Source organism: Nocardia sp. NPDC004568 (assembly GCF_040609955.1).
Lineage (GTDB): Bacteria > Actinomycetota > Actinomycetes > Mycobacteriales > Mycobacteriaceae > Nocardia.
In genome coordinates, this window is sequence record NZ_JBEXLL010000010.1 from 112290 (window position 1) to 138194 (window position 25905).

The window sequence follows — 25905 nt, forward strand, 5'->3', positions numbered from 1 at the left end:
TCCGGGCGCCGATCCGGGTGTCACGGCTCTCTGCGTGTCCGGGCCCCCGCGGTCGTGGTGAGCGGTCCCGGCATACTCGGCAGGTGGCGAACGACGAGATATGCGGTACCGCGGTGGCCCCGGACACCGCCGAGCTGGACGACCCGGTGGGCGGATCGCTGCGCGGACACCATGCGGATCTGGCCCGCCGGGCCGGGCGAGCCGTCACCTACCTGCCCGAAGTCGCGACCTTCGCCGCGGTCGGCAGGGACCCGGATCCGCGGGATTGGAGTGATCTCGCACAACTGCTCGGTCCGGGCGAACTCGCCGACCTGTTCAGCTGTCCGGCGCCGCCGCCGGCGGACTGGGCCGAGGTCTTCACACTCGCGGGCCGGCAGATGATCCTTTCCGGCGCCGGCCTGCCCGCGCCGCCGCTCGATCACGACACGGTCGAGCTGGGCGCGGACAGCGTGCCCGAAATGCTCGACCTCGTCGAACGCACCCGGCCCGGCCCGTTCCGGCCGCGCACCCGGGAACTCGGCACCTACCTCGGTATCCGCGACAACGGCCGGTTGGTGGCCATGGCCGGTGAACGGCTCCGGCCGCCGGGGTGGACCGAGATCAGCGCGGTCTGCACCGCCCCCGAGGCGCGCGGGAAGGGCTACGCGGCGCACCTGGTGCGTGCACTCGTCGCCCGTATCGAGGGCCGCGGCGAACGGCCTTTCCTGCATGTCGCCGAAGGGAATACGGGTGCGATCGACCTCTACGAGCGGCTCGGATTCCGGACTCGGGTGTCCGTGACCTTCCGGGGGTACCGCACCCCCTGGCCCCGCGCGGGTGGTGCCGGTCGGGCTGCTCGCGTGTGGTCGGGGCCGTCCCCGGCCGGTGGCGTGGACGCGCTCACAGCGCGAAGGTGAGCCGCTGCGGGCGCAGGTGGTCCTCCGGGTCGTGTAGGGCGCGCAGCTCCGGTCGCCGTGGCGCCGCGATCCGTTCCAGTTCCGCGCGCAGCGGGGCGTCGTAGGTCGCCGCGCTCGCGGTGAGCCCGGGGAGCCAGTTGTCGTGGTGGCTCGGGACGAACAGCCCCGGCCTCAGCGCTTCGATATAGGTGCGCGGATCGCGCAGGCCGTTACTGATCTGGTTGTAGCCCTGTACCGCGCCGATCTGTATATCGGTGGCCGGTAGCGCGGCGAGCGTGTCGAACACCTGCGGGGCACGTTCGGTGAGGGGCCCGGTGGAGTCGTGCCACACCAGGCGCAGGCCCGGCACCCGGAACTGGTACAGCAGGACCCCGCCTTCGGGATCGCGCAGGCGCGGCCAATTCTGTAGCAGGCCGCTCAGCGCCGGTGGGTGGGTGAACACGATGCCCGGTTCCGGGCGGGGAAAGAAGCGGGGTGATCCGTCGACGGGGTCGGGTGGGGTGCGCGCGGAAGGCAGGTGGCGCACTACGGTCACCTCGACCTCGCCCACGGTGCAGTCTTCCCGGGTGCCGATCGGGGTGCCCGCGTCACCGTGTGCGACGGTCGGGAACGCCGGGCCGGTGACCTGTGCGGCGATATTCGCGCAGTGCTCGGCGGTGCCGTGCACGACCGCGCCGGAGGCCTGGGCGACGCGCCCCGCGTCGGCGGCGTGGTCGAAGTGGCCGTGGCCGATGAAGATCGCCGAACGGGTCCGGTCGGGCAGGACGGTCCCGCGTGTTCGATGCGTCATATTTTCTACCCACACCGCTTGCACTCCATTGTGGAGAGTGCTAAAAATTATCTCTGTCAGAAGACACAGATAATCTCAGCTTCTTCCTGCATTGAATGGAGTGAACCGGAGGTGGCGACCATGCTGATGCGCACCGATCCCTTTCGCGACCTGGACCGCTTGACCCAGCAGGTGTTCGGCACGCCCGCGCGCCCGGCGGTGATGCCGATGGACGCCTGGCGTGCAGGCGACGAGTTCGTCGTGGAACTGGACCTACCCGGGATCGACCCGGATTCGCTGGACCTGGATGTCGAACGCAATGTGGTGACCGTGCGCGCGTCACGGCCGGAGCTGAACTCGAACCGGTCGATGATCGCGGCCGAACGCACCCGCGGGGTATTCAGCCGGCAGCTGTTCCTCGGCGAGAACCTCGATACCGAGGCCATCCGGGCCGACTACCGCGACGGCGTACTCCGGTTGGTGATCCCGGTCTCCGAGAAAGCCAAACCGCGCAAGATCGACGTCGCGCGCCACGACAGCGAACGCCAGGCCATCACCACCTGACGGTCCCGCCGCGGCGGTCGTGCCGGTGCGCGAGACGGCCCGGCCGACGCTCTGAGTTCTTCCGTCCCCTCGGCGGCCGGGCCCGGCCACCGTGCCGGGCCCGGCCGCCCGCTATCGAGAAGTCACCCGCATGCCAGCCAGGAATATTGCCATGACCGCTACTGCCGCCGCTTCCGCGACCACCGGCGAATCGTCGCCGACCCAGCACGCCGTCGATGTGCAATGGCCCGACCCCAGCCCACTGCAGAGCTGGTGGACCGAGGTCATGGACGGCGTCCCCATTTCTCGATACCGGCGGGCCGCCTGACCCGCTGTGGTCCACGGGAAGGTCGATCCACCGGCGGTTTCGCGCTGCGGGCCCCAAGGCATCCGGTATCCGGCGGTGCGCGAGCGAGCGTCGGCACCGGACGACCTGTCGCGGACCGAATCCGCATATGCAGTTGTCCGAATTTGTTACCCGCGCCCACTCGCCGGTATCGCATGCCGGTCGCTTCCGGCCCGCCGGCGGGTGAGGGCGCCGAAGAACCGAGGCGGTGCGCTATCCGGTGTTCCACAGCGACAACCTCGGTGAGATCGAGGCATTTCTCCGTACCGCGTACCCCGGGGTGCTGATCGGCCACACCGCGCCCCGGCAGACTTCGGTGGGCCTGCGCCGCGACGTACTCGGCTCCGTCACGCTGGACCGGATCGCTCTCGGATTCGACCTGTCGTACGCCATCGAGCCGTCGCGCACCCTGTGCTTGGCGAGTGTGCACGCCGGGGGGATCGAATACAGCGGTCCCCCCGGCCGAACCGGAGATCTCACGCCCGGCCGGATGGGAGTGCTCGGTGGGAGCGGGTTCTCGGCGTCGGGGACCGTCCGCGCCGGCCGCTACGACCTCACGCTGTTCGATTCCGCGCTGCTGGACCGTTTGGCCCTCGGCGGAGACGGGGCTCCGGTACGGGTCACCGCGCCCGGGCCGCGTACTCCGGCTGCCGCCCGGCGGCTCGCCGACGCGGTCACGCATCTGAAGAACCTGGCCGCCGACCCCGCCGTGGCGGGCAATCCGCTGCTGATCGCCACCGCCACCGACTATCTGGCCGCGACCGTGCTGGCGACGGTGCCCACCACCGCGGTCACCGGACCGAGTGCGGTCGATCGCCGTGACGCTCACCCCGATACGGTGCGCCGTGCTGTCGCCTACCTGGAATCGCATGTGCGCGAGGACGTCACGGTCGCCGAGGTGGCGGCGGCGGCTTTCGTCACCCCGCGCGCCCTGCAATCGGCCTTCCGTCGCCACCTCGGTACCACTCCGCTGCGTTACCTGCAGCGGCTACGACTGGCGGGTGCGCACGAACAACTCCGCGCGGCGGTCCCCGGCGACGGGCAGACCGTCGCCGCCATCGCCCGTGCGTGGGGCTTCGCCCACCCCGGACGCTTCGCTGCCGCCTATCACCGCTGGTACGGCCGGACTCCGGCCGAGGTTATGCGCCATCGCCGGTGAGTCGTCCCAGCTCCCGGACGGCGACGCTTCTCGGGGGTGGCGCGGGGTATTCCGGTGGCCGGGCAGTGTGCTCGCCGAACGACGTCACGGCGAGGGGTTCGGAGCCTGCCTACACGGCGGCGCGAGCTGTCGAACGGATCACCGGTTCGGGTCCGTGTCGTCGAGTTGTTCGAGGATCCGGCCGGCGATCGAGGCCAGCGCTTCGACCTGGTTCTCGGTGAGTGCGTCGAAGACCAGTTCGCGCACGGTGTCGACATGCCGCGGCGCGGCCTGTTCGATCGCGGCGCGGCCCTGTTCGGTGAGCACGATGTAAGCGCCGCGGGCGTCGTCGGGGCAATCCTCGCGCAGTACCAGCCCGCGCCGCTGCATCCGGCCCAGGTGGTGGGACAGCCGGCTCTTCTCCCATTGCAGGGCCTGTCCCAGCTCGCCCACCCGCATCCGTGGTTCGGGACGGTCGGTGAGCTGGACCAGGACGTCGAAATCGGCCAAGGACAGGCCCGAATCCTGCTGGAGCTGCCGGTGCAGGTGAGCGACCAATCTGGCATGCATCGTCAGGTAGCCCCGCCAGGCCCGGCGCTCGCGCTCGTCGAGCCATCGCGTCTCGGTCATATCTCGAGCGTAACCCAGTAGTTGACATATCACCAATCACGGAGCAGTCTTTATATGACACATCAACAACAAGGACTCGGAGGCACAGGATGACGACCGCGACGAACGTGAACGAGCTGAGCGGCACCTACGTACTGGACCCGACCCACACCCGGGTCGGCTTCGTCACCAGGCACGCGATGGTGACCAAGGTGCGCGGTGCGTTCAACGAGTTCACCGGCAGCGCGTACTTCGACAGCGAGAATCCGGCCAACTCGTCGGGCGAGGTCACGATCCAGGTGGCCAGTATCGATACCCGCAATGCCGACCGCGACAAGCATCTGCGCGGACTCGACTTCCTGGGCCTGGACGAATACCCCGAAATCACCTTCCGCTCCACGGCGATCACGCCGACCGGTCCGGAGGAGTTCGACGTGACCGGTGACCTCACCATCAAGGGCGTCACCCGGTCGGTAACCATCCCCTTCACCTTCGAAGGCCAGGCCACCGACCCGTTCGGCAATGTCCGGGTCGGCTTCGAGGGCTCGGCCACCATCAACCGCAAGGATTTCGGCATCACCTGGAACGCGGCACTGGAAACCGGTGGTGTGCTGGTCGCCGACAAGGTCGTGCTGGAGTTCGAGGTCTCGGCGATCAAACAGGACGGCGCATCGAACTGACCACCGCCGGGACGGCGCGAGCGCGGCGCGGTGAGGCGTACCCACGCCTCCACCGCGACGGCTCGCACCGGTCCTATCGGGTGGCCTTCTCCGGATCGTGGCCCCAATTCATGAGCGAATACCGCCATCTGCTGTTCGCGATATCGCCGGTGGGGCGTTGCTCCAGGTGACGGTGGGCATACCCGACGACCTTGCGCATATGGGCGTAGTCGTCGTCGGTGAGGTCCTTCGTCTTCTTCTCGAGTAGTTCGACGATGCGGCGCCCACTGGAATGGCCAGTCGATTCGCCGCCGCCCGCCGGTTTCTGCCCGACCGATTTCGATTCGTCGGTGTCGAGCCACCGCCGGAGTTCCGCCGCCGTCATATTGACGGTGTCGCCGAACCGCGCGCGAGTTGTCTTGTTGTCGTCCGACACGACCGCCACCTCCGGGTATCAGTCGCCCCGCGGGCGCAGCGCGCCGGGCTTGTGGACGGCATCGCGGCCGCTCTTCGCGCTGCGCACCCGGTACTGCGGATCCTCGTCGGATGCGCGGACCGTTCGGCCGGCCGCCTCGGTGTCGCCGGTGATGACCTCTTCCACCTCGCCTTCGGTGGTGCTGCCGTGACTGTTCCATTCGACTTCGTCGCCTGTGCGGAAGGATTTCTTGCTCACGGCTGTCTCCTGTCCTCGTCAGGCCCCCTGCGCCCGCCTTACCCGGGGAATGAAGGAGGAAACCGGCAGATCAGTGCGGCTCGCGGCCGCCCGGCCTGATCGTGTGGTACCAGTCGAGCAGATCCGGGCGGTCCACCGCATTGCGATCCACCACGTCGGCCGGGTCGGCGCCCTGGAACAGTTTCTTGATCGGCACCTCCAGTTTCTTGCCGGTGCGGGTGTGCGGGATGCCGGGAGCGAGAATGATCTCGTCGGGCACGTGCCGAGGCGAGACCTCCGTGCGGATGGTGGCGGCGATGCGCGCCTCGAGTTCGTCGGTGAGCTCGGCGCCGGGGGTCGGCACCACGAACAACGGCATCCAATAGCCGCCGTCGGGTTGTTCCACGCCGACCACCAGCGCCTCGGCGATATCCGGTAGCCGTTCGACCGCCTGGTAGATATCGGCGCTACCCATCCGGATTCCGTGCCGGTTGAGGGTGGAATCGGAACGGCCGTGCACGACGACGCTGTGACGTTCGGTGACGGTGATCCAGTCGCCGTGCCGCCAGACACCGGGGAAGGTATCGAAATACGCGTCCCGGTACCGCTTACCGTCCGGGTCGCGCCAGAAGCGCACCGGCATCGACGGCATCGGCGCGGTGATCACGAGTTCGCCCACCTCGCCGCGCACCGGTCGCCCGGCCGGACCGTAGGCCTCCAGCGCGACACCCAGATAGGGCGCCGACAGTTCGCCCGGCCATACCGGCACGGTGCGTGCGCCGCCCAGGAACGCCGAGACCACATCGGTGCCGCCACTGATCGAGGAGACCCGGACGTGTTCGCCGGCGTGCTCGCTCAGCCAGCGGGCCGACGAGGCCGGTAGCGCGGAGCCGGTCACGCCGACAGTGCGCAGTGCCGACAGATCGTGGTCGACCCGCGGCACCGAGCCCGCCTTGATGCAGGCCAGTGCGTAGCCGGGGCTGATGCCCAGGACGGTGGCGCCGACGTCGGCGGCGATCCGCCACAGCGCGTCCGGAGCCGGAGCGGTGGGACTTCCCTCGTACGTGACCACGGTCGCCCCGGTCAGCAGGCCCGCGACCTGGAAATTCCACATCATCCAGCTCGGGCTGGTGTACCAGAAGAACGTATCGCCGGGGCCGATATCGGATTGCAGTGCCACGGCTTTGAGATGTTCGAGCAGTACGCCCCCGTGGCCGTGCACGATGCCCTTGGGCGGGCCGGTCGTACCGGACGAGAAGACGATCCACAGCGGGTGATCGAAATCCACGGGCACCGTGGTGATCTCCCGCGGCGCGGATTCGGCGCCGCCGATCGCGTCGTCCCAGGAGAGCGTATCCGCCATCGCCGGTCCGAGACGAGCCACCACTATCGTGTCGCGCACCGAATGCAGACCCGCGCGCAACGCGGCGATATCGGCGCGTTTGTCGTGTGCCCGGCCGCCGAATCGATAGCCGTCGGCGGTGATCAGGACGGTGGGCTCGAGTTGCCCGAGCCGGTCCAGCGCGGCCTTCGGGGAGTAGTCCTGTCCGCAGGCGCTCCACACCGCGCCGATACTCGCCGTGGCCAGGAACGCGACGATCGTTTCCGGGATGTTCGGCAGATACCCGGCCACTCGATCGCCGGCCCGGACACCCAGCGCGCGCAGCGTCCGGGCGAGAGCGGCGGTGTGGTCGAGCAGTTCGGCCCAGGAGATGTCCCGGACCGGGGCGTCCTCACCGACCGCTCTGATCGCGGGCCGGTCGGCGCGCGCCCGGCGGATCACCTGGTCGACATAGTTGAGCCGGGTTCCGGGGAACCACCACGCGCCCGGCATCCGCGGGTCCGCCAGCACCTCGCCCGCGATGTCGCCGAGCGCGAAGTAGTCCCAGAGCATGTGCCAGAACCCCTCGATGTCCTCGACCGACCACCGCCACAGGGCGTGATAATCGCTGGTGTTCGCACCCGTGCGCTCCGTGACGAAGCGCGCGAAGTCGGTGAGGGTGGCCTCGGCGAGGTCCTGTTCGGTCGGCACCCACAGTGGTCGCATCCTGGATTCCTCCTGCCGGGCCGGCCGGCCGGAGCGCGCCCTCATCGCGCGCTCCAGCCGCCGTCCATCGTGTACGCCGCACCGGTGACCATCCCGGCTTCGGGGGCGGCGAGCCAGCTCACCAGCGCGGCGACCTCGTCCGGTTCGACGAGACGTTTGATCGCGCTCTCGGTGAGCAGAACCTTCTCCAGCACTTCCTGTTCGGGAACACCGTGCGCCGCGGCCTGGTCCGCGATCTGTTCGTCGACCAGGGGGGTACGCACATAGCCGGGGTTGACGCAGTTGCTGGTCACACCGTGGGGGCCGCCCTCCAGCGCGGTCACTTTCGACAACCCCTCCAGCCCGTGCTTCGCCGTCACATAAGCGACCTTGTAGGGGGAGGCGCGCAGGCCGTGCACCGAGGAGATATTGACAATCCGCCCCCAGCCCTGCCGGTACATATGCGGCAGGGCCGCGCGCACCAGCAGGAAGGGAGCCTCGACCATCAGCGTCAGCAGGTCGCGGAACCGCTGCGGCGCGAACTCCTCGATGGCGGAGATGTGCTGTACCCCGGCGTTGTTCACCAGGATGTCGGTGCGCAGCTCCAGTTCCTCCAGCGCCGCGACGTCGAGCAGATCCACCGCCCACGACTCGCCGCCGAGTTCTCCGGCCACCGCCGCGGCCCCGGCGGTGTCGATATCGGCCACCGTCACCGCGGCGCCGCGCGCCGCGAGCGCACGGGCGCACGCCGCGCCGATACCGCTGGCGCCGCCGGTGACCAGAGCGCTGCGCCCCGCCAGATCGCTCATCGCGCGGTCACCTCGGCGGCGCGCGGCGCCAGGCTCGCGGCGTCGGCGCGATCGACGCTCTGCAGGTCGAGCCCCTTCGTCTCGCGCGCGACCAGGACGGCGACCGTGCTGACTGCCGCCGCGCCCGCCAGATACCACGCGATCGGTACCGCGGACCCGTAGGTATCGAGCAGCCGGACCGCGATGATCGGCGCGAGCGATCCGGCCACGATGGAGGTCACCTGATAACCCAGCGAAACACCGGAATAGCGCATGCGGGTGGGGAACATCTCGGCCATGATGGCGGGCTGCCCGGCGTACATGAAGGCGTGGAAGACCAGTCCGATGACGATGGCGGACACGATGACCAGGTTGTTACCGCTGTCCATCATCGGGAAGGCGAAGAAGCCCCAGGTGGCCGCGGTCAATGTACCGATCAGGTAGACGGGCCGGCGGCCGATGCGGTCGGACAGGCTGCCCACCAGCGGAACGGCCACGAAGTGCACGGCGTGCGCGGCGAGCAGCCACCACAGGATCACCGAGGTGTCCGCGTGCACCTCGACCTTCAGATAGGTGATGGTGAAGGTGACGACCAGGTAGTACATGATGTTCTCGCCGAACCGCAGTCCCATCGCGGTGAGCACGCCGCGCGGGTAGCGGCGCAGCACCTCGACGACGCTCAGCGAGGTCGCCTTGATCTCCTCGGCCTCCTGTTGCGCGGCGACGAAGATGGGCGCGTCGGTGATCTTCGTGCGGATGTAGTACCCCACCAGCACCACCACCGCCGACAGCCAGAACGCGACCCGCCAGCCCCAGCCGAGGAACGACTCGTCGGACAGCGTCGTGGTCAGCACCAGCAGGACGACCGTGGCCAGAAGATTGCCCGCGGGTACGCCGGCCTGCGGCCAGCTCGCCCAGAAGCCGCGGCTGCGACTCGGGCTGTGTTCGGCGACCAGGAGCACCGCGCCGCCCCATTCGCCGCCGACCGCGAAACCCTGGATGAAGCGCAGCGCCACCAGCAGGGCCGGGGCCCAGTAACCGATCTGGCCGAAGGTCGGCAGGCAGCCCATCAGGAAGGTGGCGGCGCCGACCAGGACGAGACTGAACTGGAGCAGTTTCTTGCGACCGTATTTGTCGCCGTAGTGCCCGAAGACCACGCCGCCCAGCGGGCGGGCCGCGAAACCGACCGCGTAGGTGACGAACGCGGCGAGTATCGCGTCCAGGTCGCTGGTGCCCTGCGCGAAGAACACCTTGCTGAACACCAGCGTCGCGGCGGTGCCGTAGAGAAAGAATTCGTACCACTCCACGACTGTGCCCGCCATCGACGCGGCCACCACACGCCGCAGACCGGCGGCCGTTCCCCGGGGCCCGGCATCGTTCGATACCGCCGGGTCGGGTCCGGCGTTGTGCTCCCTCATCGCACTTCTCCTTTTGTGCCCGGGGCCACAACACCTTTGTGATGTGATGGACCCCACATTGCTCGGCTGCATCGAGTATTGGTGCAGACCGAGGGCGCCGCAATGACCATTACTGCAGTACGGATGTGCGAAAATGCAGATATGAGCACGGCCTTCCCGGGTCGCCCGAGCGCGGACGACCTTCTCGTACTGCTGGCCGTCGGTCGTTCGGGACGATTCGTGACCGCGGCCGAGCAACTCGGCCTCAACCACACCACCATTTCCCGGCGGATCGCCGCACTGGAGCAGACGCTCGGCGGGCGGGTGCTCACCCGGGTGACCGGCGGCTGGGAACTGACCGACCTCGGCCGCGAAGCCCTGGCCGCGGCCGAGGCGGTGGAGTCGGCGGTGAAATCCCTCGCGGCGGACGCGGGCGGGAACCGGGTGCTGGCGGGTGTGGTCCGGCTGTCGGCGACCGACGGTTTCAGCGCCTATATCGCCGCCCCCGCCGCAGCGGCGGTGCGCCGGCGGCATCCCGAGATCGCGGTCGAGCTCGTGGCGACCACCCGGCGGGCGTCACAACAGCGCTCCGGGCTCGACCTGGAGATCGTCGTCGGCGAACCGCAGGTGCGCCGTGCCACGGCGACGCATCTGGCCGACTACCGCCTCGGGCTCTACGGGTCGCGCGCATACCTGCGTGAACACGGCGCCCCGGCCACGATCGATGATCTCGGCCGGTATCCGCTGGTGTATTTCATCGATTCCATGCTCCAGGTCGACGATCTGGACCTGGCCTCCGGATATGTCCCGACGATGCGCGAATCGGTCACCTCCACCAATGTCTTCGTGCACGTGGAGGCCACCCGCGCGTCCGCCGGGCTGGGCCTGCTGCCCTGTTTCATGGCCGATCGCCATCCGGATCTGGTGCGCGTCCTGGCCGATTCGGTGGCCGTGACCCTCGGATACTGGCTGGTGGCTCGTACCGAGACCCTGCGTCGGCCGGAGGTCGCCGCGGTGGTCGCCGCGATCCGATCCGTCATCGACGACCAGCGCGATACGCTCCTGGGCGCCGGGTGAGCCCGGGCCCGCCGATGCGGCCGCCGACCCGGAACTCCCGCCTACCTACCGATGTCGTCGATCTACCTACTGAGCGATCCTTGGACCGCCCGTGATCGTGCGACAGCCCCTGCGGTCGCGGGCACAGTCCCGCACCGATGAGCACCGTCCTGTCGCTGGAGTCATCCACTTTGCCCACACCCTCGGCCCTCACCGGCCATCATTCTTCGCCCGCCGGTCGCGACGAGCCCCGCGTACCGCTGCACTCCGCCGAATTCGCGGCCGACCCGCACGCCGCCTACCGGCGGATGCGCGACCGGTACGGTTCGCTGGTTCCCGTGGAACTTTCGCCCGGCGTGCCCGCCACACTGGTGGTCGGTTATCGCGCCGCGCTGCGCATTCTCAACGACCCCGAACGATTCCCCGCCGACCCGCGTGCCTGGCAGCGCGATATTCCCGCCGATTGCCCGGTGCTGCCCGTGCTGGAGTGGCGGCCGAGCGCGATCCGCAGCGCGGGTGCCGAGCACGTTCGCTACCGCGGGGTCAACACCGCCGGTATCGACGGCGTCGATCTGCACGCGTTGCACGGTGCCATCGGGCGGATCGCCGTTCCGTTGATCAATGCCTTCTGCGAGACCGGGGTCGCCGACCTCGTCACCCAGTACGCGTTCCCGCTGGCGTTCGAGGCGATCAACGCGATGCTGGGGTGCCCTCCCGAAATCGGCCGGAAGGTCGCGGAAGCCACGCAGACGGTGTTCGACGGTGTGGACGCCGAACGCGGTAACCAGATGCTCAGTGCCGCGGTGCTCGAACTGGTGGAGTTGAAACGGGCCGCGCCCGGTGACGACATCACCTCGCGGGTGCTCGCCCACCCCGCCGATCTCGACGAAGCCGAACTCATCCATCAGATCGTCGTCCTCTACGGCGCCGGGATCGAGCCGCTGCAGAACCTCATCATCAACACCATGCTGCTGATCCTCACCGACGACCGGTTCGCCGGCAGTCTTCTCGGCGGCGCGCTGTCGACCCGGGACGCGCTGGACGAAGTGTTGTTCGAGGATCCACCGATGGCCAATTTCAGTGTCACCTACCCCCGGCAGCCGATCCTGATCGACGACGTCTGGCTGCCCGCGCACCAGCCCGTGGTGATCAGCCTGGCCGGATGCAACAACGACCCCGCGATCAGCACCGGCGACCATACCGGCAACCGCTCCCACCTGGCCTGGGGCGCGGGCCCGCATTCCTGCCCGGCCAGATCCGCGGCATACCTGATCGCTCAGGGCGCCATCGATCAACTGCTGGACGCCCTTCCCGATCTGCGGCTGGGCGTCCCGGCGGACGAGCTCACGCGGCGGCCCGGGCCGTTCCACCGGGCCCTGGCCGATCTCCCGGTGGAATTCCCCCCGTGCCCACCGCAGGGCCTGCCCTGAGACCGTAGTCCGCCTCGGGCGGATCCGAGCGGGGGACATGGGCGCCGGCGTGATCACCCCAGCGGTGTGGTGCCCGCGTTCCGGGTGGCGGTGAAGTGCACCATATCGGCCGGCCGGGCGAAGGTATCGGCAAAGGCGTTCGCCAGCGCCGGATCATGCTGCGCGGCCAGCATGAACTGCTGCATCTCGGCCGGCGGATCCAGCACCGCCGCGGTCCACCGCGCGGCGTGATGCGCGGTGCCGGTGAGCCAGGGCGTCGCGGCCGACTCCATCCACGACCGGTCGAACGGCCCGTCCGGACGCGCCAGGATCGCGGCGGCGTAGGCCTGCGCGCAGTGGGCGGCGTTGTTGGCGCCCTGAGCGCCACCGGGATCCATCCGGCACACCACATCCCCGCCCCCGAGTACCGGCCGGCCGGAGGGAAGTGTGCCCACCGGCAGCCGTACCGCCGGTTTCACCGCGCCTGTCAGCGCCGCGCGGGCATCGGTCAATTCGGCCGCGCGGTAGCGATCCGCGAGGTCGGCGGGTAGATAGGTCTCGAGCAGGCGAAGGGCCCGGCGCAACTGCTCGGCCGGTGGATCCTGCGGGTCGAAGACATCGAGCGGGCCGCCGGGGCGGGCCTCGATCAGCAACATCTCACACCGGCGCTCCGCGCCCGGGGCGCCGGTGAGACCGGGATAGGAGATCACTTCTCCCAGTCCAGGAAGTGATACGTAGGTCCCGAGGTCGTCGGGGTCCGGTGCCACACCCTCGAGGTAGAGCACGGCGAGTTGCCGGGCGGGGCGGTCGGCGGCCGGCCAGCCGGGATCGGCGGGGAAGCACGCGGCCAGTTCACCGGACGCGCGGGTGACGACGGTCAGATCGTATTCGGCCGCTCGGCGGTCGATTTCGGCCACCGGCGGATCGCCGATCTCCAGCGCCCCGCCGGCATCGGTGTAGTCGGTGAGCCAGCGCGCGAACACGGTGCGCTGATCGACGCTCTGCGCCGGCCGGGCGAATCGGCCGGTCCAGCCCAGCATCCGCTGTCCGTCCATCACCGCGGCCAGCCGGATACCCCGTATCTCGGGCGCTGTGGCACGCCAATGCCCCAGTCCGGCAGTGCTTTCCAAGTCCAGTGTCGCCGGGAATTTGACCTGGGTGCTGGTCACCGTGCCGTTGAGCACGGCGGCGGCTTCCCGGGCGGCGACCAGGGTGACCGGACGCCCCGCACGTAACAACCGATGCGCCAACGGGAGCCCGCATTCGCCCGCCCCCAGAATCCGGATATGTCCCATCACGCGCCCTTTCGTCTGAGATGTTCGGTCGATCCGATCAGACGATCGTCGGCGAATAGGTGGGATCGGCACATCGGTACCGGTTGCGCGGAACCGCCGGACAGGCGGAGGGGCCGGGAATACCCTTCCCGGCCCCTCCTGATAAACGAGTGGGATTCGAACCCACTACCGTCGGAATGAGAGTCCGATGCTCTACCGGATGAGCTATCGTTCGTCCCACCTGTGATCGCCGAATACGCGGGTGTGGTTCATCCTGAGTAACCCCGCGCGTTTCCTTTACGCCACAGCGGCAGGGAGAGCCGCCACCGGGAATCGAACCCGGATCTCGGGGGTGAGTCGCAGCACACCCGCCCGTCGAGCGATCGATGGAATTGTTGAGCTTGGAGCGAGAGGCTGAACTTTTCGACGGACCCTGGCAGCGCCCGCGCGGTGTGAACGTGAACTTCAGTTTCAGATTGCGCTCCATCCCCCCGGAGGGGGAGTCTGTGTGCTCGGCTAACCGAACAGGTAGCCGAGGATGGCGCGGCCGGGCTCGACATCGGTCACCGGCGTCGCGTTCGCCGTCTCCCGGGCGACGCGCACCGCGTCCAGCAACTTGCCCAGCCGCTCCTCGATATCGCCGACCTCCTTCGCCGGCAGCGCGCCGGAGAACTTTGTGGTGGTCCACCGGCCGACCACCACATCCTCGTGGTACACCTCCACCTGCGCCGGGTGCTTGTCGGTGGCGGGGGCCAGCACATGGTTGCGCGGCACCTTCTTGGTCCGCACCGTCTGTGACGGCTGGGTGGCGTAGCAATCGCTGACCTCGTCGAACGACCACGACTCCGCCGGATCCAGGGTGGGCAGCTTGGCCACGAACTTCTTCAGTTCGCTGAGCTGCTTCTCCAGGAACAGCAGGTAGGTGACCGGAAGATCGCGGGCGACGGTGACACCGTCGACGGTCACGTCGGCCTTCGCCGAGCAGTTCGCCGTATCCTTCGTGGCGGTCACATCGAACAACCGGGTGAGAGTGCTCTTCATATCGGCGATCACGTCGCGCGCTCGCACCTGCACCCGCTTGGACTCCGCGGGCAGCTCCTCGCCCAGATCGTCGAGCGGACGGTAGGTGCGGGAGATACCGGCCAGCAGATCGGCTTTGCCCACTCGCTGATAGGCGGCGGTCACATCCGCGTTCGCCTGCGACTTCGCGCCCTTCTCGATGGCAATGAGCTGATTCAGCTTGGTGGACAACGCTTTTACCTCCTCCGGTCACCTCGTCGCGACCGGGGAAACCGTAACCGAGTGCGACCGGAGCATGCCACCGATTAATCGGCGCCGGAAGCGGTGCGCGGCCACCCCGCGGCGGGTTCCGCTAACCGGCGATTCGTCGGATTCCACCGGGGGCACGTCGCGGCGCGGCCGCGGGGTCGTCGTCCCCCTGGCGGCTTTCGAGCCACATGCTCACCGCCACCGCCACATACGCGGCGGCGGCCGCGAGGCCCGGCAGCACGAGCATCAGCGAAAGGAACGAGAGGAACGAAGACACAGGCCCTCCTGGAGCACACGACGAGAACTGGCGGACCGGTGCGCCGCACTGCGGCACCGTCCTGCCGGACATACCCACGACCGGGCGGCGAAACGTGCGCGGGCGGGCGGATCGCGGTGACGGTGACCACTGGAGCATCCGCGGTGATATCGCGGATCCGGTGCACCCCCTCGCCGTGGCCGTGGAGGCGGCCGGCGTGAGCGGCCCCGGGAACGCCACCCGCGTCGCCCAGCAGCCTGCCCGCCGCCCGTACGCCGCCCGTGCTGGCCCGCCACTCACTCGTGGCCGCCGTGACCCGGGAGGCCGAAGCCCACACCGAGCGGTACCGGCGCGCGGTCGACTGCACGGTGCGGGGCATGGAAGCGGCGGTGCCCACCCGTGCCGCGGTCGTCGTACTGCGCGCTGTCCAGGAGTCGCTGACCGATATCGCCAAGCACGCCCCGTCGGCCCGCGCCGTGGCCGTCGCCCTGGACTTCGGCGACGCGCAGCTGACCGTCGAGATCGCCGACGACGGCCCCGGTTTCGATCCCGCCCGGACCGGCCGCCGGTGGAGCCGGCTCGGGGGAGGAAGCGCTCGCCCTCGTCGCGACGCTGCGGCCCGACCTGGTGCTGCTGGATCTGCGGATGGGCGGAATCGACGGTGCCGAGACCACCCGCCGTATCCGGGGAGACGAGCCGGCGCCGCGCGTCGTCATCCTCACCACCTACGACGAGGCCGCCGATATCCTGCGCTGCATAGCGGCCGGCCGGTCGGTTACCTGCTCGAGGGCAGCTCCCGCACCGACCTCATCGCCGCCGTGCACGCGGCCGCCCGCGGGGAGACCGTCCTGACCCCCTCGCTGGCGCCGAAACTCTTCGAGGCGCGCTCGGCGCCGGCGGCGGCGCAGCTGTCCACTCGTGAACGTGATGTGCTGGAACTGGTCGCCCGCGGGCACAGCAATCCCGAGATCGCCGCCCGGCTCTATATCGCCGAGGCGACGGTGAAGACCCATCTGCTCCGCATTTTCGAGAAACTCGACGTCTCCGACCGTACCGCGGCGGTGACCACCGCCCTGGCCCGCCGGATCATCCGGCTGTAGCCGGCCGCCGCCGCACCACTCGCGGCACCTGCATTCCCACGTCCGCCGGGGGGCGGGACCTCCGTCCGGCCGAAATCGGCGATCCGGACCGGCCGCTCACCACGGCCGACCCCGTATCGGCGGGGATTCTGCTGCGGCGCGCCGAATCGGCGGTGTTACCGGCCCATGGTGATTTGCGCCGATCGACTACACCACGTCCTGCTCATCGTACTCGGAACGGGTCGTTCACCGTCGAACTCGCGCGACGGCCCGGCCACTCCCGATGCCCGGGCGTTCCCTCGCGCGCGGCGGCACCGGCCGCGCAGAGGGCAGCGGCCGACGGCGGGCACCGGGCCCGCGCGGAGTACCCGCGGGCGTGACGCATGTCGGCGGGTCCGCGGGGTAAGCGCCGCGTATGACAGCAGACGCGAGGCACCCCGTTCCGGCCTACGACGCCGATTCCGTGGATACGGCAGTACGGCCGGGTTCCGTGTGCCACGCGGCGGGGCCGGCGATGGGGCCGTGGGAGGCGGCGCACCGGTGGTCGGCCACGAGCCGGCGCGCGGTCCTGGCCCGCATCGTGCACAGCTCCGCCGCGGGTCCGCGGGCGCCCGGAACCGCGATGGCGGTATCCGAGGACGGTCGGGTGGTGGGCAGTATCTCGGGCGGGTGCGTCGACAGCGAGGTGTGTGCCCGGGCGCAGGCGGTTCTCGACAGCGGCGTCCCCGAGCGGATCCGGTTCGATCCGGCAGGCGACGATCTGTTCGCCCCGGCGCTGCCCTGCGGGGGGACGCTGGAGGTTCTCGTCGAGCCGGTCGATCGGTCGCTGTACGGGGTACTCGCGGCGCTGCTGGACGCGGTGCGAGCCGGGGAGCCGGTCACCGTGGCCACTGTCCTCACCGCCGCCGGACCGGCGCGGCATGCGCTGGTCCGCGGCCCGGACCACCACGTCGATCTTCCACTCGACGAGGATGCGTGCGCGCGGGTGCGGGCCGGATGGGCCACCGGCCGTACCGGGCAGTTCGAGTTTCCCGGACGGGACGGGCGGGAGACGCCGGTGTTCCTCCACTCGTTCCCCGCGCCGCCCAGAATGCTGGTCTTCGGGGCCGACGATTTCGCCGCCGCACTCACCCGGATGGGACACTTCCTCGGCTATCACGTCACCCTCTGCGACGCCCGCCCGGCGTTCGCCACCACCACGCGGTTCCCGGCAGCCGACGAGATCGTGGTGCGCTGGCCGCACGAATACCTGGACGCGACGCCGGTGACCGCGTCCACCGTCATCTGCGTTCTCACCCACGACGCGAAGTTCGACGTACCCCTGCTCGCCGCGGCCCTGCGCTCCGCAGCCGGGTACGTCGGCGCGCTCGGCAGCAGGCGTACCCACGCCGATCGAGTGCGGCGGCTACGGGCCGCGGGGGTGACCGGCCCCGAACTGGCCCGGCTGGCCGCCCCCGTCGGCCTGGACCTCGCGGCCCGGACCCCGGAGGAGACGGCGGTCTCCATCGCCGCCGAGATCATCGCCCAGCTCCGCGGCGGGACCGGCGCCCGGTTACGCGATCTCGACCTGCCCATCCACCGCGCCGCCGACGCCGGTGGGTCGTTCTCACCGGCCCGGGTTTGAGCCGCGCCGGCCGGGTTAACCGCCGCCCATGGACGCTGCCGGCATGCACAGCGAAATAACCCTCGAGGTGGACGGACAGCGGCGAACGCTGCACGTGGACAACCGCGTCACGCTGCTCGACGCCCTGCGCGAGGGGCTCGGCGTCACCGCCCCGAAGAAAGGGTGTGATCACGGGCAGTGTGGTTCCTGCACGGTATTGCTCGACGGTCGCCGGGCCACCACCTGCCTCACCTTCGCCGCCGCTCATGACGGCGCCCGGATCGTCACCGCCGCCGGCCTGCCCGACGGTGATCGCCTGCACACCGTGCAGCAGGCCTTTCTCGACCAGGACGGGTTCCAGTGCGGGTACTGCACGCCGGGCCAGATCTGCTCCGCGGTGGGAATGCTGGAGGAGGTGAAGGCGGGCAATCCCAGTTTCGTCACCGAGGACCTGAGTGCCGAAGCCGAATTGTCCGACGCCGAGATCCGGGAGCGGATGAGCGGCAACCTGTGCCGGTGCGCGGCGTATCCGAATATCGTGGCGGCGATCCGGCAGGCAGCGCGGTGATCCCGTTCGAATACCGGCGTGCGGACAGCATCCGGAACGCGGTGACCACGGTGGCCGGACGGCCCGGCGCGGCCTTCCTGGCCGGCGGCACCAACCTCGTCGACCATATGAAACTGGGCGTGGCCGCTCCCGACCTGCTCGTCGATGTCAGCAGGCTGCCGCTGGCCGAGATCGAGGAGACCACGGACGGCGGTCTGCGGGTGGGTGCGGCCGTACGCAACAGTGAACTGGCGGCGCATCCGGTGGTCCGGCTGCGCTACCCGGCCCTGTCGCGGGCCCTGCTCTCCGGCGCCTCGGGCCAGCTGCGCAACCTGGCCACGACCGGCGGGAACCTGTTGCAGCGCACCCGATGTGTGTACTTCCAGGATGTGACGACACCCTGTAACAAAAGGGAGCCCGGCAGCGGTTGTTCGGCACTGGGCGGGTACGTGCGTTATCACGCGGTGCTGGGCGCCTCCGACCAGTGCGTGGCGGTGCACCCCTCGGATATGGCCGTCGCTCTCACCGCGTTGGACGCACAGGTCGTGGTGGAGGATGTCGACGGAGTGCGGCGCGTCCCGGTCACCGATTTCTATCGCCTGCCCGGCGACAGCCCCGAACGCGATACCGTGCTGCGCCACGGACAGCTCATCACCGGGATCGAACTCCCGGCGCCGCCCGCCGGTGTGGTCGCCGACTATCGCAAGGTCCGTGACCGCGCCTCCTATGCCTTCGCGCTCGTCTCCGTCGCCGCCGAACTCGCTTTCGGGACAGACGGTGCCACCCTCCGGTCGGCGCGGGTGGCGCTCGGCGGTGTCGCGCACCGGCCCTGGCGCGCCCGCCTGGCCGAAGCCGAACTGGTCGGCGCCCCGGCCACCCCCGAGACGTTCGAGCGGGCGGCCCGAGCCGAACTCGCCCCGGCCCGGCCACTGGAAGGCAACGAGTTCAAGGTCGAACTGGCCCGGCGCACGATCGTGTCCACCCTGCGGGACCTCACCGGAAAGGTACAGCGATGACGTCGATCCCGGCCGTCTCGATGGGTGCCTCGCTCGCCCGGCTCGACGGGTACGAGAAGGTCACCGGCACCGCCCGCTACGCCTTCGAACACGCCGTGGATGATCCGCTCTACCTGCACCCGGTACAGGCCACCGTCGCGCGCGGCGCGGTGCGTGCCATGGACACCGGCAGTGCCGCCCGGCTCCCCGGCGTGGTGGCGGTACTGACCGTGTTCGACGCCCCCACCCTCGCCGACACCTCCGACGGCGAGCTGAGCATCCTGCAGGACGACCGGGTGCATTTCCGTGGGCAGCTGATCGGCGCGGTGATCGCCGAGAGCGCCGAAACCGCCCGGCACGCAACGGATCTGATCCGGGTCGAGTACCGAGCCGAACCCCACTACACCGAACTGCGCGTCGACGATCCCGGCCACTACGCCCCGACCAGGTCAATCCGTCCTTTCCGACCGACACCGAGGACGGGGACGTCGATCAGGCGCTGGCCGGCGCGGCGGTCCGCATCGACCGGACCTACCGCACACCCGCTGAACACAACAATCCGATGGAACCGCACGCCTGTATCGCGCTGTGGGACGAGTCCGGGGACCGCCCGCACGTGACGCTCTACGATTCCACGCAGGGTGTGCACGCCGTCCGTACCACGCTGGCGCCGCTGTTCGGGCTCGAGCCCGAACAGCTCCGGGTCATCGCACCCCATGTCGGCGGTGGGTTCGGCGCCAAGGGCGCACCGCACGCCCATAATGTGCTGGCGCTGCTGGCGGCCCGGCGCACGCCCGGCCGGCCGGTGAAATTCGCGATCACCCGGCAGCAGATGTTCTCACTCGTCGGCTACCGCACCCCCACCATCCAGCGGATCGAGCTGGGCGCACAGCGTGACGGCACCCTGACCGCGCTCGTCCACGAAGTGTTCGAGACGACCTCGCGGATCAAGGAATTCGCCGAGCAGACGGCGGTCGCGTCCCGCATGATGTATGCCACCCCCCACCGGCGGACGTCCCATCGGCTGGCGGCGCTGGATGTTCCGGTACCGTTCTGGATGCGCGCCCCCGGGGAATGCCCCGGGATGTACGCGGTGGAGTCGGCGATGGACGAACTCGCCCTGGCCTGCGGTATCGACCCGATCGAGCTGCGCATCCAGAACGAGCCCGGCACCGACCCGGAGACGGGTAAGCCCTGGTCCGGCCGGCGTCTCACCGAATGCCTGCGCACCGGAGCCGAACGGTTCGGCTGGGCGCGGCGCGACCCGGCTCCGCGCGCCCACCGCGAGGGGGACTGGCTCATCGGCACCGGGGTCGCGGCCGCGACCTACCCGGGGGGCTCGATGCCCGGCAACAGCGCGCGGATCGAATACGATTCCGGCGGTTGCTACACCGTCGGAATAGGGGCCGCCGATATCGGTACCGGCACCTGGACGGCGCTCACCCAGATCGCGGCCGACGCGCTCGAGGTCGACCCGGACCGGGTGCGCTTGCGGATCGGCGACACCGACCTGCCGGAAGCCAGTGTGGCGGGCGGCTCCACCGGGATCAGCTCATGGGGTTCGGCGATAGTGGCGGCGGCCCGGGAATTCCGGCACGACCACGGGCGGCATCCGGCCGGCGGCGCGCACACCACCGCGCGGGCACCCGAGAATCCCGATGCCGAGAAGTTCGCGCTGCACTCCTTCGGCGCCCAGTTCGTCGAGGCGCGGGTGCACGCGGATACCGGCGAGATCCGGATACCACGGATGCTGGGGGTGTTCTCGGTCGGCCGGGCCGTCAATCCGCGGACGCTGCGGTCCCAGTTGATCGGCGGTATGACAATGGGGATTTCCGGCGCTCTGCACGAAGAGAGCGTGCGCGACCACCGGTTCGGCCATATCGTCACCCAGGATCTGGCGTCCTATCACATAAGCGCACACGCGGATGTCCAGGACATCCAGGCGATCTGGCTGGACGAAGTGGACGCACACGCCAACCCGATGGGCGCCCGGGGCGCCGGGGAGATCGGAATCGTCGGGGCCGCCGCCGCGGTGGCCAACGCGGTCCACCACGCGACGGGAATACGGGTGCGTACCCTCCCGATCACCGTCGACGCCGTGCTGGGCTGAGGTGGCGAACGCCTTCCCGCGCATATCGGCCGGCGCGTCCGCAGCCGTCAGCCCATCGGCTGACCTGTCTTCCGTGGTGTAGCCGTCGCGCACGGCCTTACCATGGGGTATGCCCGTAGAGTCGGTTCGCTTCGCCGGGGAGGCCATGGATATCGCGGTGCCGTCCCGGCCGCTGCGGGTGCCGGGGGTCGCGATGGCGGGATTCCGTGGCCGGGTGACGGAGCCGGCGGAGCTGCCGGTCGTTCCCTATCCGGCGACGACCGTTTTCATCGACTTCGGTGATGTCGTATTCGTCGACGAGGCCCGCGGTGCGCGGGCCCATGGCAGCTGGGTGGTCGGGCTCGGTCCCGTCGGTGTTCGCGGTGGCGGGCGCGCGGTGGACCTTCTCCAGGTGCGGTTGTCGCCGGTTGTCGCACACGCGGTTCTGGGTGTCCCGCCCGGGGCGGACGCGACCGTGATCGGCCTCGAGGAATTCTGGGGTCGGGACGTGGCGCGGCTTCGACAGCGACTGCGTGCCGCGCGCTCCTGGGACGAGAGGTTCGCGCTCATGGAGGTTGTGCTCGGTGGCCGGCAGGAAGCGAGTCGAGCGGCCGACCCGGAGATCGTCTACGCCTGGCGGCGAATCGTGGCCGGTGGCGGGCGGTTACGGGTCGAACGACTGGCGGCCGACGTGGGGTGGAGTCGTCAGCGGTTGTGGTCGCGGTTCCGCTCCCAGCTCGGGACGACGCCGAAGCGGGCCGCGCAGCTGGTCCGCTTCGACCGGGCGGCACAGCGCCTCTCCCGGGGTCACAGTGCCGCTCTGGTCTCCGCGGAGAGCGGCTACGCCGACCAATCCCACCTCTACCGGGAATCCGCCGCCTTCACCGGGCTCACCCCTACGGCTCTCGCGGCCGCGCCGTGGCTCACGGTCGATCCCGTGGCATGGGTGACCCCGGCGTACGCGTCCGAGCACTGACGAACCGTCCGCCGGAGACCCGTTCCCGGCCGACCGCGCGGGAACATTCGTTCAAGACATCCACCCGGGGGACCCGCGATGCTGACAGCGAAGTCCGAGCACGCCCGGCCGGCCCATCCTGTGAAGCCGGCGTGGGAGGCGCTGTCGAGGAGGAGTGGCATGAAGAGAACGACGGGTACCGACCGACTCCCACGGGGTTTCCGGCTGCTGCACGCCGTACAGAAGGAACCGGACTGGCCGGCCGTGACTGCGGCGGAGCTGTCCGCCTACCGGGACCGGGCGAACCGCTTGGCTGCCTCGCGCCTGCTGCGGGTGATCACCGGACGCCCGGATCCTGCTGCCGTGATCGGCTGGGAGGAGGTCGCCGTGGCCGATCGCGTGGTCCGGGTGCGGGTCTACCGGCCGTCGCCGACCCGAGCCGCCGAGGCGGCGCTGCCACTCGTGCTGCATGTACACGGCGGTGGATTCGTGGGCACGGCCGCGCAATGCGACTGGATGAACAGTCATCTCGCCGCCCGGCTCTCCGCGGTCGTCGTATCGGTGGAGCATCGGTTGCTCGCCCCGGGGACACCCCTGTCGGCCGGGGTGGACGACGGCTGGGGCGTACTGTGCCACGTCCTCGAGCACGCGGCCCGGTGGGGGATCGACGCCGCCCGCGTCGCCGTCGCCGGTGAGAGCTGTGGCGCGCTGATCGTCGCGCTGGCCGCGATCCGGGCCGGGTCCCGCGGGCTGCCGCTGCGTGCGCAGATATTGACCAATCCCCTCTGCGATCTGACCGACACCATGCTCGACTACCCCTCGATATCCCGGCACGGCCACGGCCCGGGACCGAGTGCGGCGAAACTCCGCTTCGTCCGGGAGCTCGCGGTACCGCCCGGAATCGACCCCGCCACGGTATCGCCGTTACACGCCGGCGGCCTCGGCGGCCTGGCCCCGGCGCTCGTGGTCGTGCCCACCCTGGACGCGCTGGCCGATCACGGACGCCGGTACGCGCAGCGCCTGCGCGAATCCGGGACGCCTGCCGATATCGCCGAGTACCCCGGGGCACCCCACGCGTTCGTCACGCTGCCGGGTGTGGTGCCGCAGGCCGCGGCCGCGCGGCGGCAGATCACCGACTTCCTCCGCGCTCGCCTGGCCGGGGCACCGGCGTCCCAGGATGGACCGGCACGGGCCCGCGTCCGGTGACTACCACACGTCCGCCGCCGCACGTGCTCGGGAGGACGACGAACGCCGCTCAGGAGTGGGCGAAGGGAAACTGCTCGCAGAGCCGGCCCGCGAAACGGATCCGGGCGTGTTCGCGCATCCGGCGCCCGTAGACCGGGTCGTCCGCGAGCACGGAGTATCCGGTGAATTCGCGGTCGAGCAACCCGGCCGTATGCGCGAGATAGACGTCGAATCCGGGGTACATCAGGCCGACGAACGGCAGGTCGTCGAAATCCAGGGCCAGCACCGGATATTCGCCCGTCGAATCGGGCTCGCCGACGGCGAGTACCCGACGTGAGTCCGAACCGCCCGGAAGCAGGAAACATTCACCGAACCGGCCGGCGAAAGGGCGGAACTCGGCTTCCCACCATGCCCCCATCTCGTCGGCGACGATCCGGTGCAGGGGGCGCGGAGTGAGCGTGCCCGAGGCGTCGAACCAGCCGTATCGCCGCAGCAGGCCGGAGTCGAAGGCCAGCCAGGCACGAAGACTGGGTGGGAGCGGGCGGCCCGACGGAAAAGTGGTGTCCGCCAGCACCTCCGGTGGCAGCGGTGCGGGCCGGCCGACCACCCACGGGACATCGGCGTAGGGGAGCACGGAGGCGTCCGGATCGCGGCGGATCCGCGCCAGGACACAGTCGGTGAGAGCAACTCCGTGGGCGGGATCCGCCGGGTCGATCGACATGCCGCGAAGGTACCGGAGCGGACCGACGGGTCACTCGATGTGGCCGGGCGCACGCCTCGCCGGTCGGTGGGCCGTGGGGTCACGGGTGGGGCACGGCGTGCAGTGTCACCTCACTCAGCTCGCCGGAGCGGATCCGCGCGGTCAGATAGGTGTGCTCGGGTTGCCGGCGGCGATCGGTGGGCGATCCGGGGTTGAGCAGGCGCAGACCGGTGTCGGTGACGCTGTCCCAGGGGATGTGGCTGTGGCCGAAGACCAGCACATCGGTGTCGGGGAAGGCCGCGGCGCAGCGGCGTTCCCGGCCTCTCGCGGGCCCGGTCTCGTGCACCACGGCCACCCGCACACCGGCGAGGTCCGCCCGGGCGATCTCGGGCAGCCGGGCGCGCAGTTCCGGTCCGTCGTTGTTGCCGTATACGCCGATGAGACGTCTGCTCCGTACGCGGAGCCGGTCCAGTAGCGCGAGTTCCACCCAGTCGCCGGCGTGCACGACGACGTCGGCCGCGTCCACCTCGTCCCAGAGAACCGCGGGCAGGTCACGGGCTCGCTTCGGTACATGCGTATCGGACACGATGAGCAACCGCATGGGTCCGGTCTAGCACCTGGACACCGGTTCGGGGCACGCGCGGTGCCGAAGGCGACGGGCGGCGGGCCCGCCGTGCGCTCCGGGCCGGGCTCACGGCGAGCGGCGGACCGGCGGCGCCGCTCGCGAGTTCCGGGGGACCGGCCTTACCGAGTCGGCGCCGGCCCGGTGCGCGGCTAGAGCACGACCGGGTGGTCGGAGACGACACGTCCGCCGAGGTGGACCCAGCCGTCCGGGTCGTGCCGGGTGAACAGTTGTGAACCCTGCCCCTGGGTGATGGTGAGGTCGCGTTCGAGCCGGGCGGTGAGGGCGATGGCGGCCGCACCGGTGGCCTCGTCCTCGGGGATGCCCATGGCGGGCGCGAACATGCGAGCACGGACCCCGCCCCGGTCGTGGTCGGTCCAGGACCAGACGTAGTGATGGCCGCTGTCGAAATCGGCCGGCGACACGGTGGCGAGGAATCCGGGGTCGTCGAATTGGTGGAAGGTGAATTCGGGTGCCCATTCCGGCCGGGCCCGTACCCAGACGAGACCGGCGTCCGCGGTCACCGCCACCGGGCCGGCGGGCACCTCGAGGGTACCGACCGGCGTGCCCTGATCGGCCAGCCACCAGGCCGTCCCGACGGTGGGGTGGCCGGCGAAGGGGAGTTCGACGGCGGGGGTGTAGATGCGCAACCGGGCGATCTCGCCGGCGGGCGCCTCGACCACGACTGTTTCGCTGTAACCGAGCCGGGCGGCCAGCGCCTGGTGGTCGACACCTTCCACATCGCTGGCCCGGGCGATACCGAGGGGATTGCCCCACCGGCCCGTGGGGTCGGTGAAGACCCGGACGACCTCGACTTGCGTACTGTCCTGTTCTGGCCTGCGCACGGGGACAGACTAGTCGAATACGACCGCCGACCGGCAAAGCCCCGGAGTCGCGGACGCGCCTCGCTGCTGCCGCCCGCGGATCGTCGGGTTCCACCGCCGCGCACACGGACGGCGGCCGCCCGGTATCACACCGGGCGGCCCCCGCCCACAGCCCCCCCCCCCAGGCGGAACGGAGCGGCGGGCGGGGGCCAGGCGGTG

Annotated in this window: 27 protein-coding genes, 1 tRNA gene and 1 pseudogene; 15 read left to right on the forward strand and 14 right to left on the reverse strand. The window is 70.1% G+C overall.

Going from position 1 to position 25905, the window contains the following annotated elements; translation table 11 throughout:
- Positions 1-83 precede the first annotated feature (83 nt).
- Positions 84-896: a GNAT family N-acetyltransferase gene (locus ABZV91_RS08025; protein ID WP_355237187.1), complete on the forward strand. Its 813-nt coding sequence runs from the start codon at positions 84-86 to the stop codon at positions 894-896.
- Here ABZV91_RS08025 and ABZV91_RS08030 read toward each other — a convergent pair.
- Positions 880-1686: an MBL fold metallo-hydrolase gene (locus ABZV91_RS08030; protein ID WP_355237190.1), complete on the reverse strand. Its 807-nt coding sequence runs from the start codon at positions 1684-1686 to the stop codon at positions 880-882. The genes ABZV91_RS08025 and ABZV91_RS08030 overlap by 17 nt on opposite strands.
- Positions 1687-1806: 120 nt before the next feature.
- On the opposite strand from ABZV91_RS08030, the gene ABZV91_RS08035 reads away from it, so the two are divergent.
- The 3 genes from ABZV91_RS08035 (at position 1807) to ABZV91_RS08045 (ending at position 3713) form a co-directional block, all read left to right on the forward strand.
- Complete coding sequence (locus ABZV91_RS08035; RefSeq protein ID WP_355237193.1) at positions 1807-2229, forward strand: Hsp20 family protein; 423 nt, start codon at positions 1807-1809, stop codon at positions 2227-2229.
- Between the two features lie 151 nt (positions 2230-2380).
- A complete protein-coding gene (locus ABZV91_RS08040) occupies positions 2381-2536 on the forward strand; it encodes a hypothetical protein (protein ID WP_355237196.1) in 156 nt (51 codons plus the stop codon).
- A 226-nt stretch (positions 2537-2762) separates the two neighbouring features.
- Positions 2763-3713, forward strand: coding sequence for a helix-turn-helix domain-containing protein (locus tag ABZV91_RS08045; RefSeq protein ID WP_355237199.1), 951 nt, complete (start codon positions 2763-2765; stop codon positions 3711-3713).
- A 138-nt stretch (positions 3714-3851) separates the two neighbouring features.
- On the opposite strand, the gene ABZV91_RS08050 is transcribed toward ABZV91_RS08045, so the two are convergent.
- Entirely contained in the window at positions 3852-4322 is a 471-nt protein-coding gene (locus tag ABZV91_RS08050; RefSeq protein ID WP_355237202.1) for a MarR family transcriptional regulator, read from the reverse strand.
- 89 nt (positions 4323-4411) lie between these two features.
- Here ABZV91_RS08050 and ABZV91_RS08055 point away from each other — a divergent pair, with 89 nt between their 5' ends.
- Positions 4412-4981, forward strand: a complete 570-nt coding sequence (locus ABZV91_RS08055; RefSeq protein ID WP_355237205.1) for a YceI family protein — start codon at positions 4412-4414, stop codon at positions 4979-4981.
- Positions 4982-5054: 73 nt separating this feature from the next.
- Here ABZV91_RS08055 and ABZV91_RS08060 read toward each other — a convergent pair whose 3' ends face one another.
- The 5 genes from ABZV91_RS08060 to ABZV91_RS08080 form a co-directional block, all read right to left on the reverse strand.
- Positions 5055-5396 (reverse strand): DUF3140 domain-containing protein, encoded by a 342-nt coding sequence (locus ABZV91_RS08060; protein WP_355237207.1) that lies wholly within the window; start codon positions 5394-5396, stop codon positions 5055-5057.
- Positions 5397-5414: 18 nt separating this feature from the next.
- Positions 5415-5633, reverse strand: coding sequence for a DUF2945 domain-containing protein (locus ABZV91_RS08065; RefSeq protein ID WP_355237210.1), 219 nt, complete (start codon positions 5631-5633; stop codon positions 5415-5417).
- A 70-nt stretch (positions 5634-5703) separates the two neighbouring features.
- Complete coding sequence (locus ABZV91_RS08070; RefSeq protein WP_355237213.1) at positions 5704-7659, reverse strand: acetoacetate--CoA ligase; 1956 nt, start codon at positions 7657-7659, stop codon at positions 5704-5706.
- Between the two features lie 41 nt (positions 7660-7700).
- Positions 7701-8447, reverse strand: a complete 747-nt coding sequence (locus tag ABZV91_RS08075) for a 3-hydroxybutyrate dehydrogenase (protein WP_355237216.1) — start codon at positions 8445-8447, stop codon at positions 7701-7703.
- Complete coding sequence (locus ABZV91_RS08080; protein ID WP_355237219.1) at positions 8444-9844, reverse strand: MFS transporter; 1401 nt, start codon at positions 9842-9844, stop codon at positions 8444-8446. Before ABZV91_RS08080 ends, ABZV91_RS08075 begins: the two co-directional genes overlap by 4 nt.
- 141 nt (positions 9845-9985) lie before the next feature.
- Here ABZV91_RS08080 and ABZV91_RS08085 point away from each other — a divergent pair, with 141 nt between their 5' ends.
- A complete protein-coding gene (locus ABZV91_RS08085; protein ID WP_355237221.1) occupies positions 9986-10900 on the forward strand; it encodes a LysR family transcriptional regulator in 915 nt (304 codons plus the stop codon).
- Positions 10901-11037: 137 nt separating this feature from the next.
- Positions 11038-12309: a cytochrome P450 gene (locus ABZV91_RS08090; protein WP_355237224.1), complete on the forward strand. Its 1272-nt coding sequence runs from the start codon at positions 11038-11040 to the stop codon at positions 12307-12309.
- Positions 12310-12362: 53 nt separating this feature from the next.
- On the opposite strand, the gene ABZV91_RS08095 is transcribed toward ABZV91_RS08090, so the two are convergent.
- The 4 genes from ABZV91_RS08095 to ABZV91_RS08110 form a co-directional block, all read right to left on the reverse strand.
- A complete protein-coding gene (locus ABZV91_RS08095; RefSeq protein WP_355237227.1) occupies positions 12363-13583 on the reverse strand; it encodes a styrene monooxygenase/indole monooxygenase family protein in 1221 nt (406 codons plus the stop codon).
- Positions 13584-13724: 141 nt separating this feature from the next.
- Positions 13725-13797: transfer RNA gene (locus tag ABZV91_RS08100), tRNA-Glu, on the reverse strand.
- 281 nt (positions 13798-14078) lie between these two features.
- Complete coding sequence (locus tag ABZV91_RS08105) at positions 14079-14813, reverse strand: hypothetical protein (protein ID WP_355237230.1); 735 nt, start codon at positions 14811-14813, stop codon at positions 14079-14081.
- Between the two features lie 121 nt (positions 14814-14934).
- Complete coding sequence (locus tag ABZV91_RS08110) at positions 14935-15108, reverse strand: hypothetical protein (protein ID WP_355237233.1); 174 nt, start codon at positions 15106-15108, stop codon at positions 14935-14937.
- 606 nt (positions 15109-15714) lie between these two features.
- Here ABZV91_RS08110 and ABZV91_RS08115 point away from each other — a divergent pair.
- The 8 genes and pseudogenes from ABZV91_RS08115 to ABZV91_RS08150 all read left to right on the forward strand — a co-directional run bounded on the left by ABZV91_RS08115 (position 15715) and on the right by ABZV91_RS08150 (position 23561).
- Positions 15715-15939 carry a response regulator gene (locus tag ABZV91_RS08115; protein ID WP_355237236.1) on the forward strand — a complete coding sequence of 75 codons (225 nt, stop codon included), beginning with the start codon at positions 15715-15717 and terminating at the stop codon, positions 15937-15939.
- A gap of 77 nt (positions 15940-16016) precedes the next feature.
- Positions 16017-16187: a LuxR C-terminal-related transcriptional regulator gene (locus tag ABZV91_RS08120; protein WP_355237284.1), complete on the forward strand. Its 171-nt coding sequence runs from the start codon at positions 16017-16019 to the stop codon at positions 16185-16187.
- Positions 16188-16581: 394 nt separating this feature from the next.
- A complete protein-coding gene (locus ABZV91_RS08125) occupies positions 16582-17790 on the forward strand; it encodes an XdhC/CoxI family protein (RefSeq protein WP_355237239.1) in 1209 nt (402 codons plus the stop codon).
- A gap of 28 nt (positions 17791-17818) precedes the next feature.
- The gene (locus ABZV91_RS08130) at positions 17819-18337 is read left to right on the forward strand and encodes a 2Fe-2S iron-sulfur cluster-binding protein (RefSeq protein WP_355237241.1); all 519 of its coding nucleotides are present in this window, start codon (positions 17819-17821) and stop codon (positions 18335-18337) included.
- On the forward strand, positions 18334-19332 hold the full coding sequence (locus tag ABZV91_RS08135; RefSeq protein WP_355237288.1) for a xanthine dehydrogenase family protein subunit M: 999 nt from the start codon (positions 18334-18336) through the stop codon (positions 19330-19332). Before ABZV91_RS08130 ends, ABZV91_RS08135 begins: the two co-directional genes overlap by 4 nt.
- Positions 19329-21421 (forward strand): annotated as a pseudogene (locus ABZV91_RS08140) (xanthine dehydrogenase family protein molybdopterin-binding subunit). The gene ABZV91_RS08135 and the pseudogene ABZV91_RS08140 overlap by 4 nt, the downstream one beginning before the upstream one ends.
- A 109-nt stretch (positions 21422-21530) precedes the next feature.
- A complete protein-coding gene (locus tag ABZV91_RS08145) occupies positions 21531-22376 on the forward strand; it encodes a helix-turn-helix domain-containing protein (RefSeq protein WP_355237244.1) in 846 nt (281 codons plus the stop codon).
- Positions 22377-22535: 159 nt separating this feature from the next.
- Complete coding sequence (locus ABZV91_RS08150; protein ID WP_355237246.1) at positions 22536-23561, forward strand: alpha/beta hydrolase; 1026 nt, start codon at positions 22536-22538, stop codon at positions 23559-23561.
- A 49-nt stretch (positions 23562-23610) separates the two neighbouring features.
- Here the strand turns inward: ABZV91_RS08150 and ABZV91_RS08155 are convergent, their stop codons facing one another.
- The 3 genes from ABZV91_RS08155 to ABZV91_RS08165 form a co-directional block, all read right to left on the reverse strand.
- Positions 23611-24261 carry a hypothetical protein gene (locus ABZV91_RS08155; protein WP_355237249.1) on the reverse strand — a complete coding sequence of 217 codons (651 nt, stop codon included), beginning with the start codon at positions 24259-24261 and terminating at the stop codon, positions 23611-23613.
- 79 nt (positions 24262-24340) lie between these two features.
- Positions 24341-24841, reverse strand: coding sequence for a metallophosphoesterase (locus ABZV91_RS08160; RefSeq protein ID WP_355237252.1), 501 nt, complete (start codon positions 24839-24841; stop codon positions 24341-24343).
- Positions 24842-25014: 173 nt separating this feature from the next.
- Positions 25015-25707, reverse strand: coding sequence for a PhzF family phenazine biosynthesis protein (locus tag ABZV91_RS08165; RefSeq protein ID WP_355237254.1), 693 nt, complete (start codon positions 25705-25707; stop codon positions 25015-25017).
- Between the last annotated feature and the right edge of the window lie 198 nt (positions 25708-25905).

Coding starts and splice junctions, on each gene's coding strand:
- ABZV91_RS08080 (WP_355237219.1), bottom strand. CDS start 9,844: ATGAGGGAGCACAACGCCGGACCCGACCCGGCGGTATCGAACGATGCC.
- ABZV91_RS08040 (WP_355237196.1), top strand. CDS start 2,381: ATGACCGCTACTGCCGCCGCTTCCGCGACCACCGGCGAATCGTCGCCG.
- ABZV91_RS08055 (WP_355237205.1), top strand. CDS start 4,412: ATGACGACCGCGACGAACGTGAACGAGCTGAGCGGCACCTACGTACTG.
- ABZV91_RS08050 (WP_355237202.1), bottom strand. CDS start 4,322: ATGACCGAGACGCGATGGCTCGACGAGCGCGAGCGCCGGGCCTGGCGG.
- ABZV91_RS08155 (WP_355237249.1), bottom strand. CDS start 24,261: ATGTCGATCGACCCGGCGGATCCCGCCCACGGAGTTGCTCTCACCGAC.
- ABZV91_RS08035 (WP_355237193.1), top strand. CDS start 1,807: ATGCTGATGCGCACCGATCCCTTTCGCGACCTGGACCGCTTGACCCAG.
- ABZV91_RS08160 (WP_355237252.1), bottom strand. CDS start 24,841: ATGCGGTTGCTCATCGTGTCCGATACGCATGTACCGAAGCGAGCCCGT.
- ABZV91_RS08150 (WP_355237246.1), top strand. CDS start 22,536: ATGAAGAGAACGACGGGTACCGACCGACTCCCACGGGGTTTCCGGCTG.
- ABZV91_RS08085 (WP_355237221.1), top strand. CDS start 9,986: ATGAGCACGGCCTTCCCGGGTCGCCCGAGCGCGGACGACCTTCTCGTA.
- ABZV91_RS08090 (WP_355237224.1), top strand. CDS start 11,038: ATGAGCACCGTCCTGTCGCTGGAGTCATCCACTTTGCCCACACCCTCG.
- ABZV91_RS08145 (WP_355237244.1), top strand. CDS start 21,531: ATGCCCGTAGAGTCGGTTCGCTTCGCCGGGGAGGCCATGGATATCGCG.
- ABZV91_RS08125 (WP_355237239.1), top strand. CDS start 16,582: ATGACAGCAGACGCGAGGCACCCCGTTCCGGCCTACGACGCCGATTCC.
- ABZV91_RS08070 (WP_355237213.1), bottom strand. CDS start 7,659: ATGCGACCACTGTGGGTGCCGACCGAACAGGACCTCGCCGAGGCCACC.
- ABZV91_RS08130 (WP_355237241.1), top strand. CDS start 17,819: ATGGACGCTGCCGGCATGCACAGCGAAATAACCCTCGAGGTGGACGGA.
- ABZV91_RS08030 (WP_355237190.1), bottom strand. CDS start 1,686: ATGACGCATCGAACACGCGGGACCGTCCTGCCCGACCGGACCCGTTCG.
- ABZV91_RS08075 (WP_355237216.1), bottom strand. CDS start 8,447: ATGAGCGATCTGGCGGGGCGCAGCGCTCTGGTCACCGGCGGCGCCAGC.
- ABZV91_RS08095 (WP_355237227.1), bottom strand. CDS start 13,583: ATGGGACATATCCGGATTCTGGGGGCGGGCGAATGCGGGCTCCCGTTG.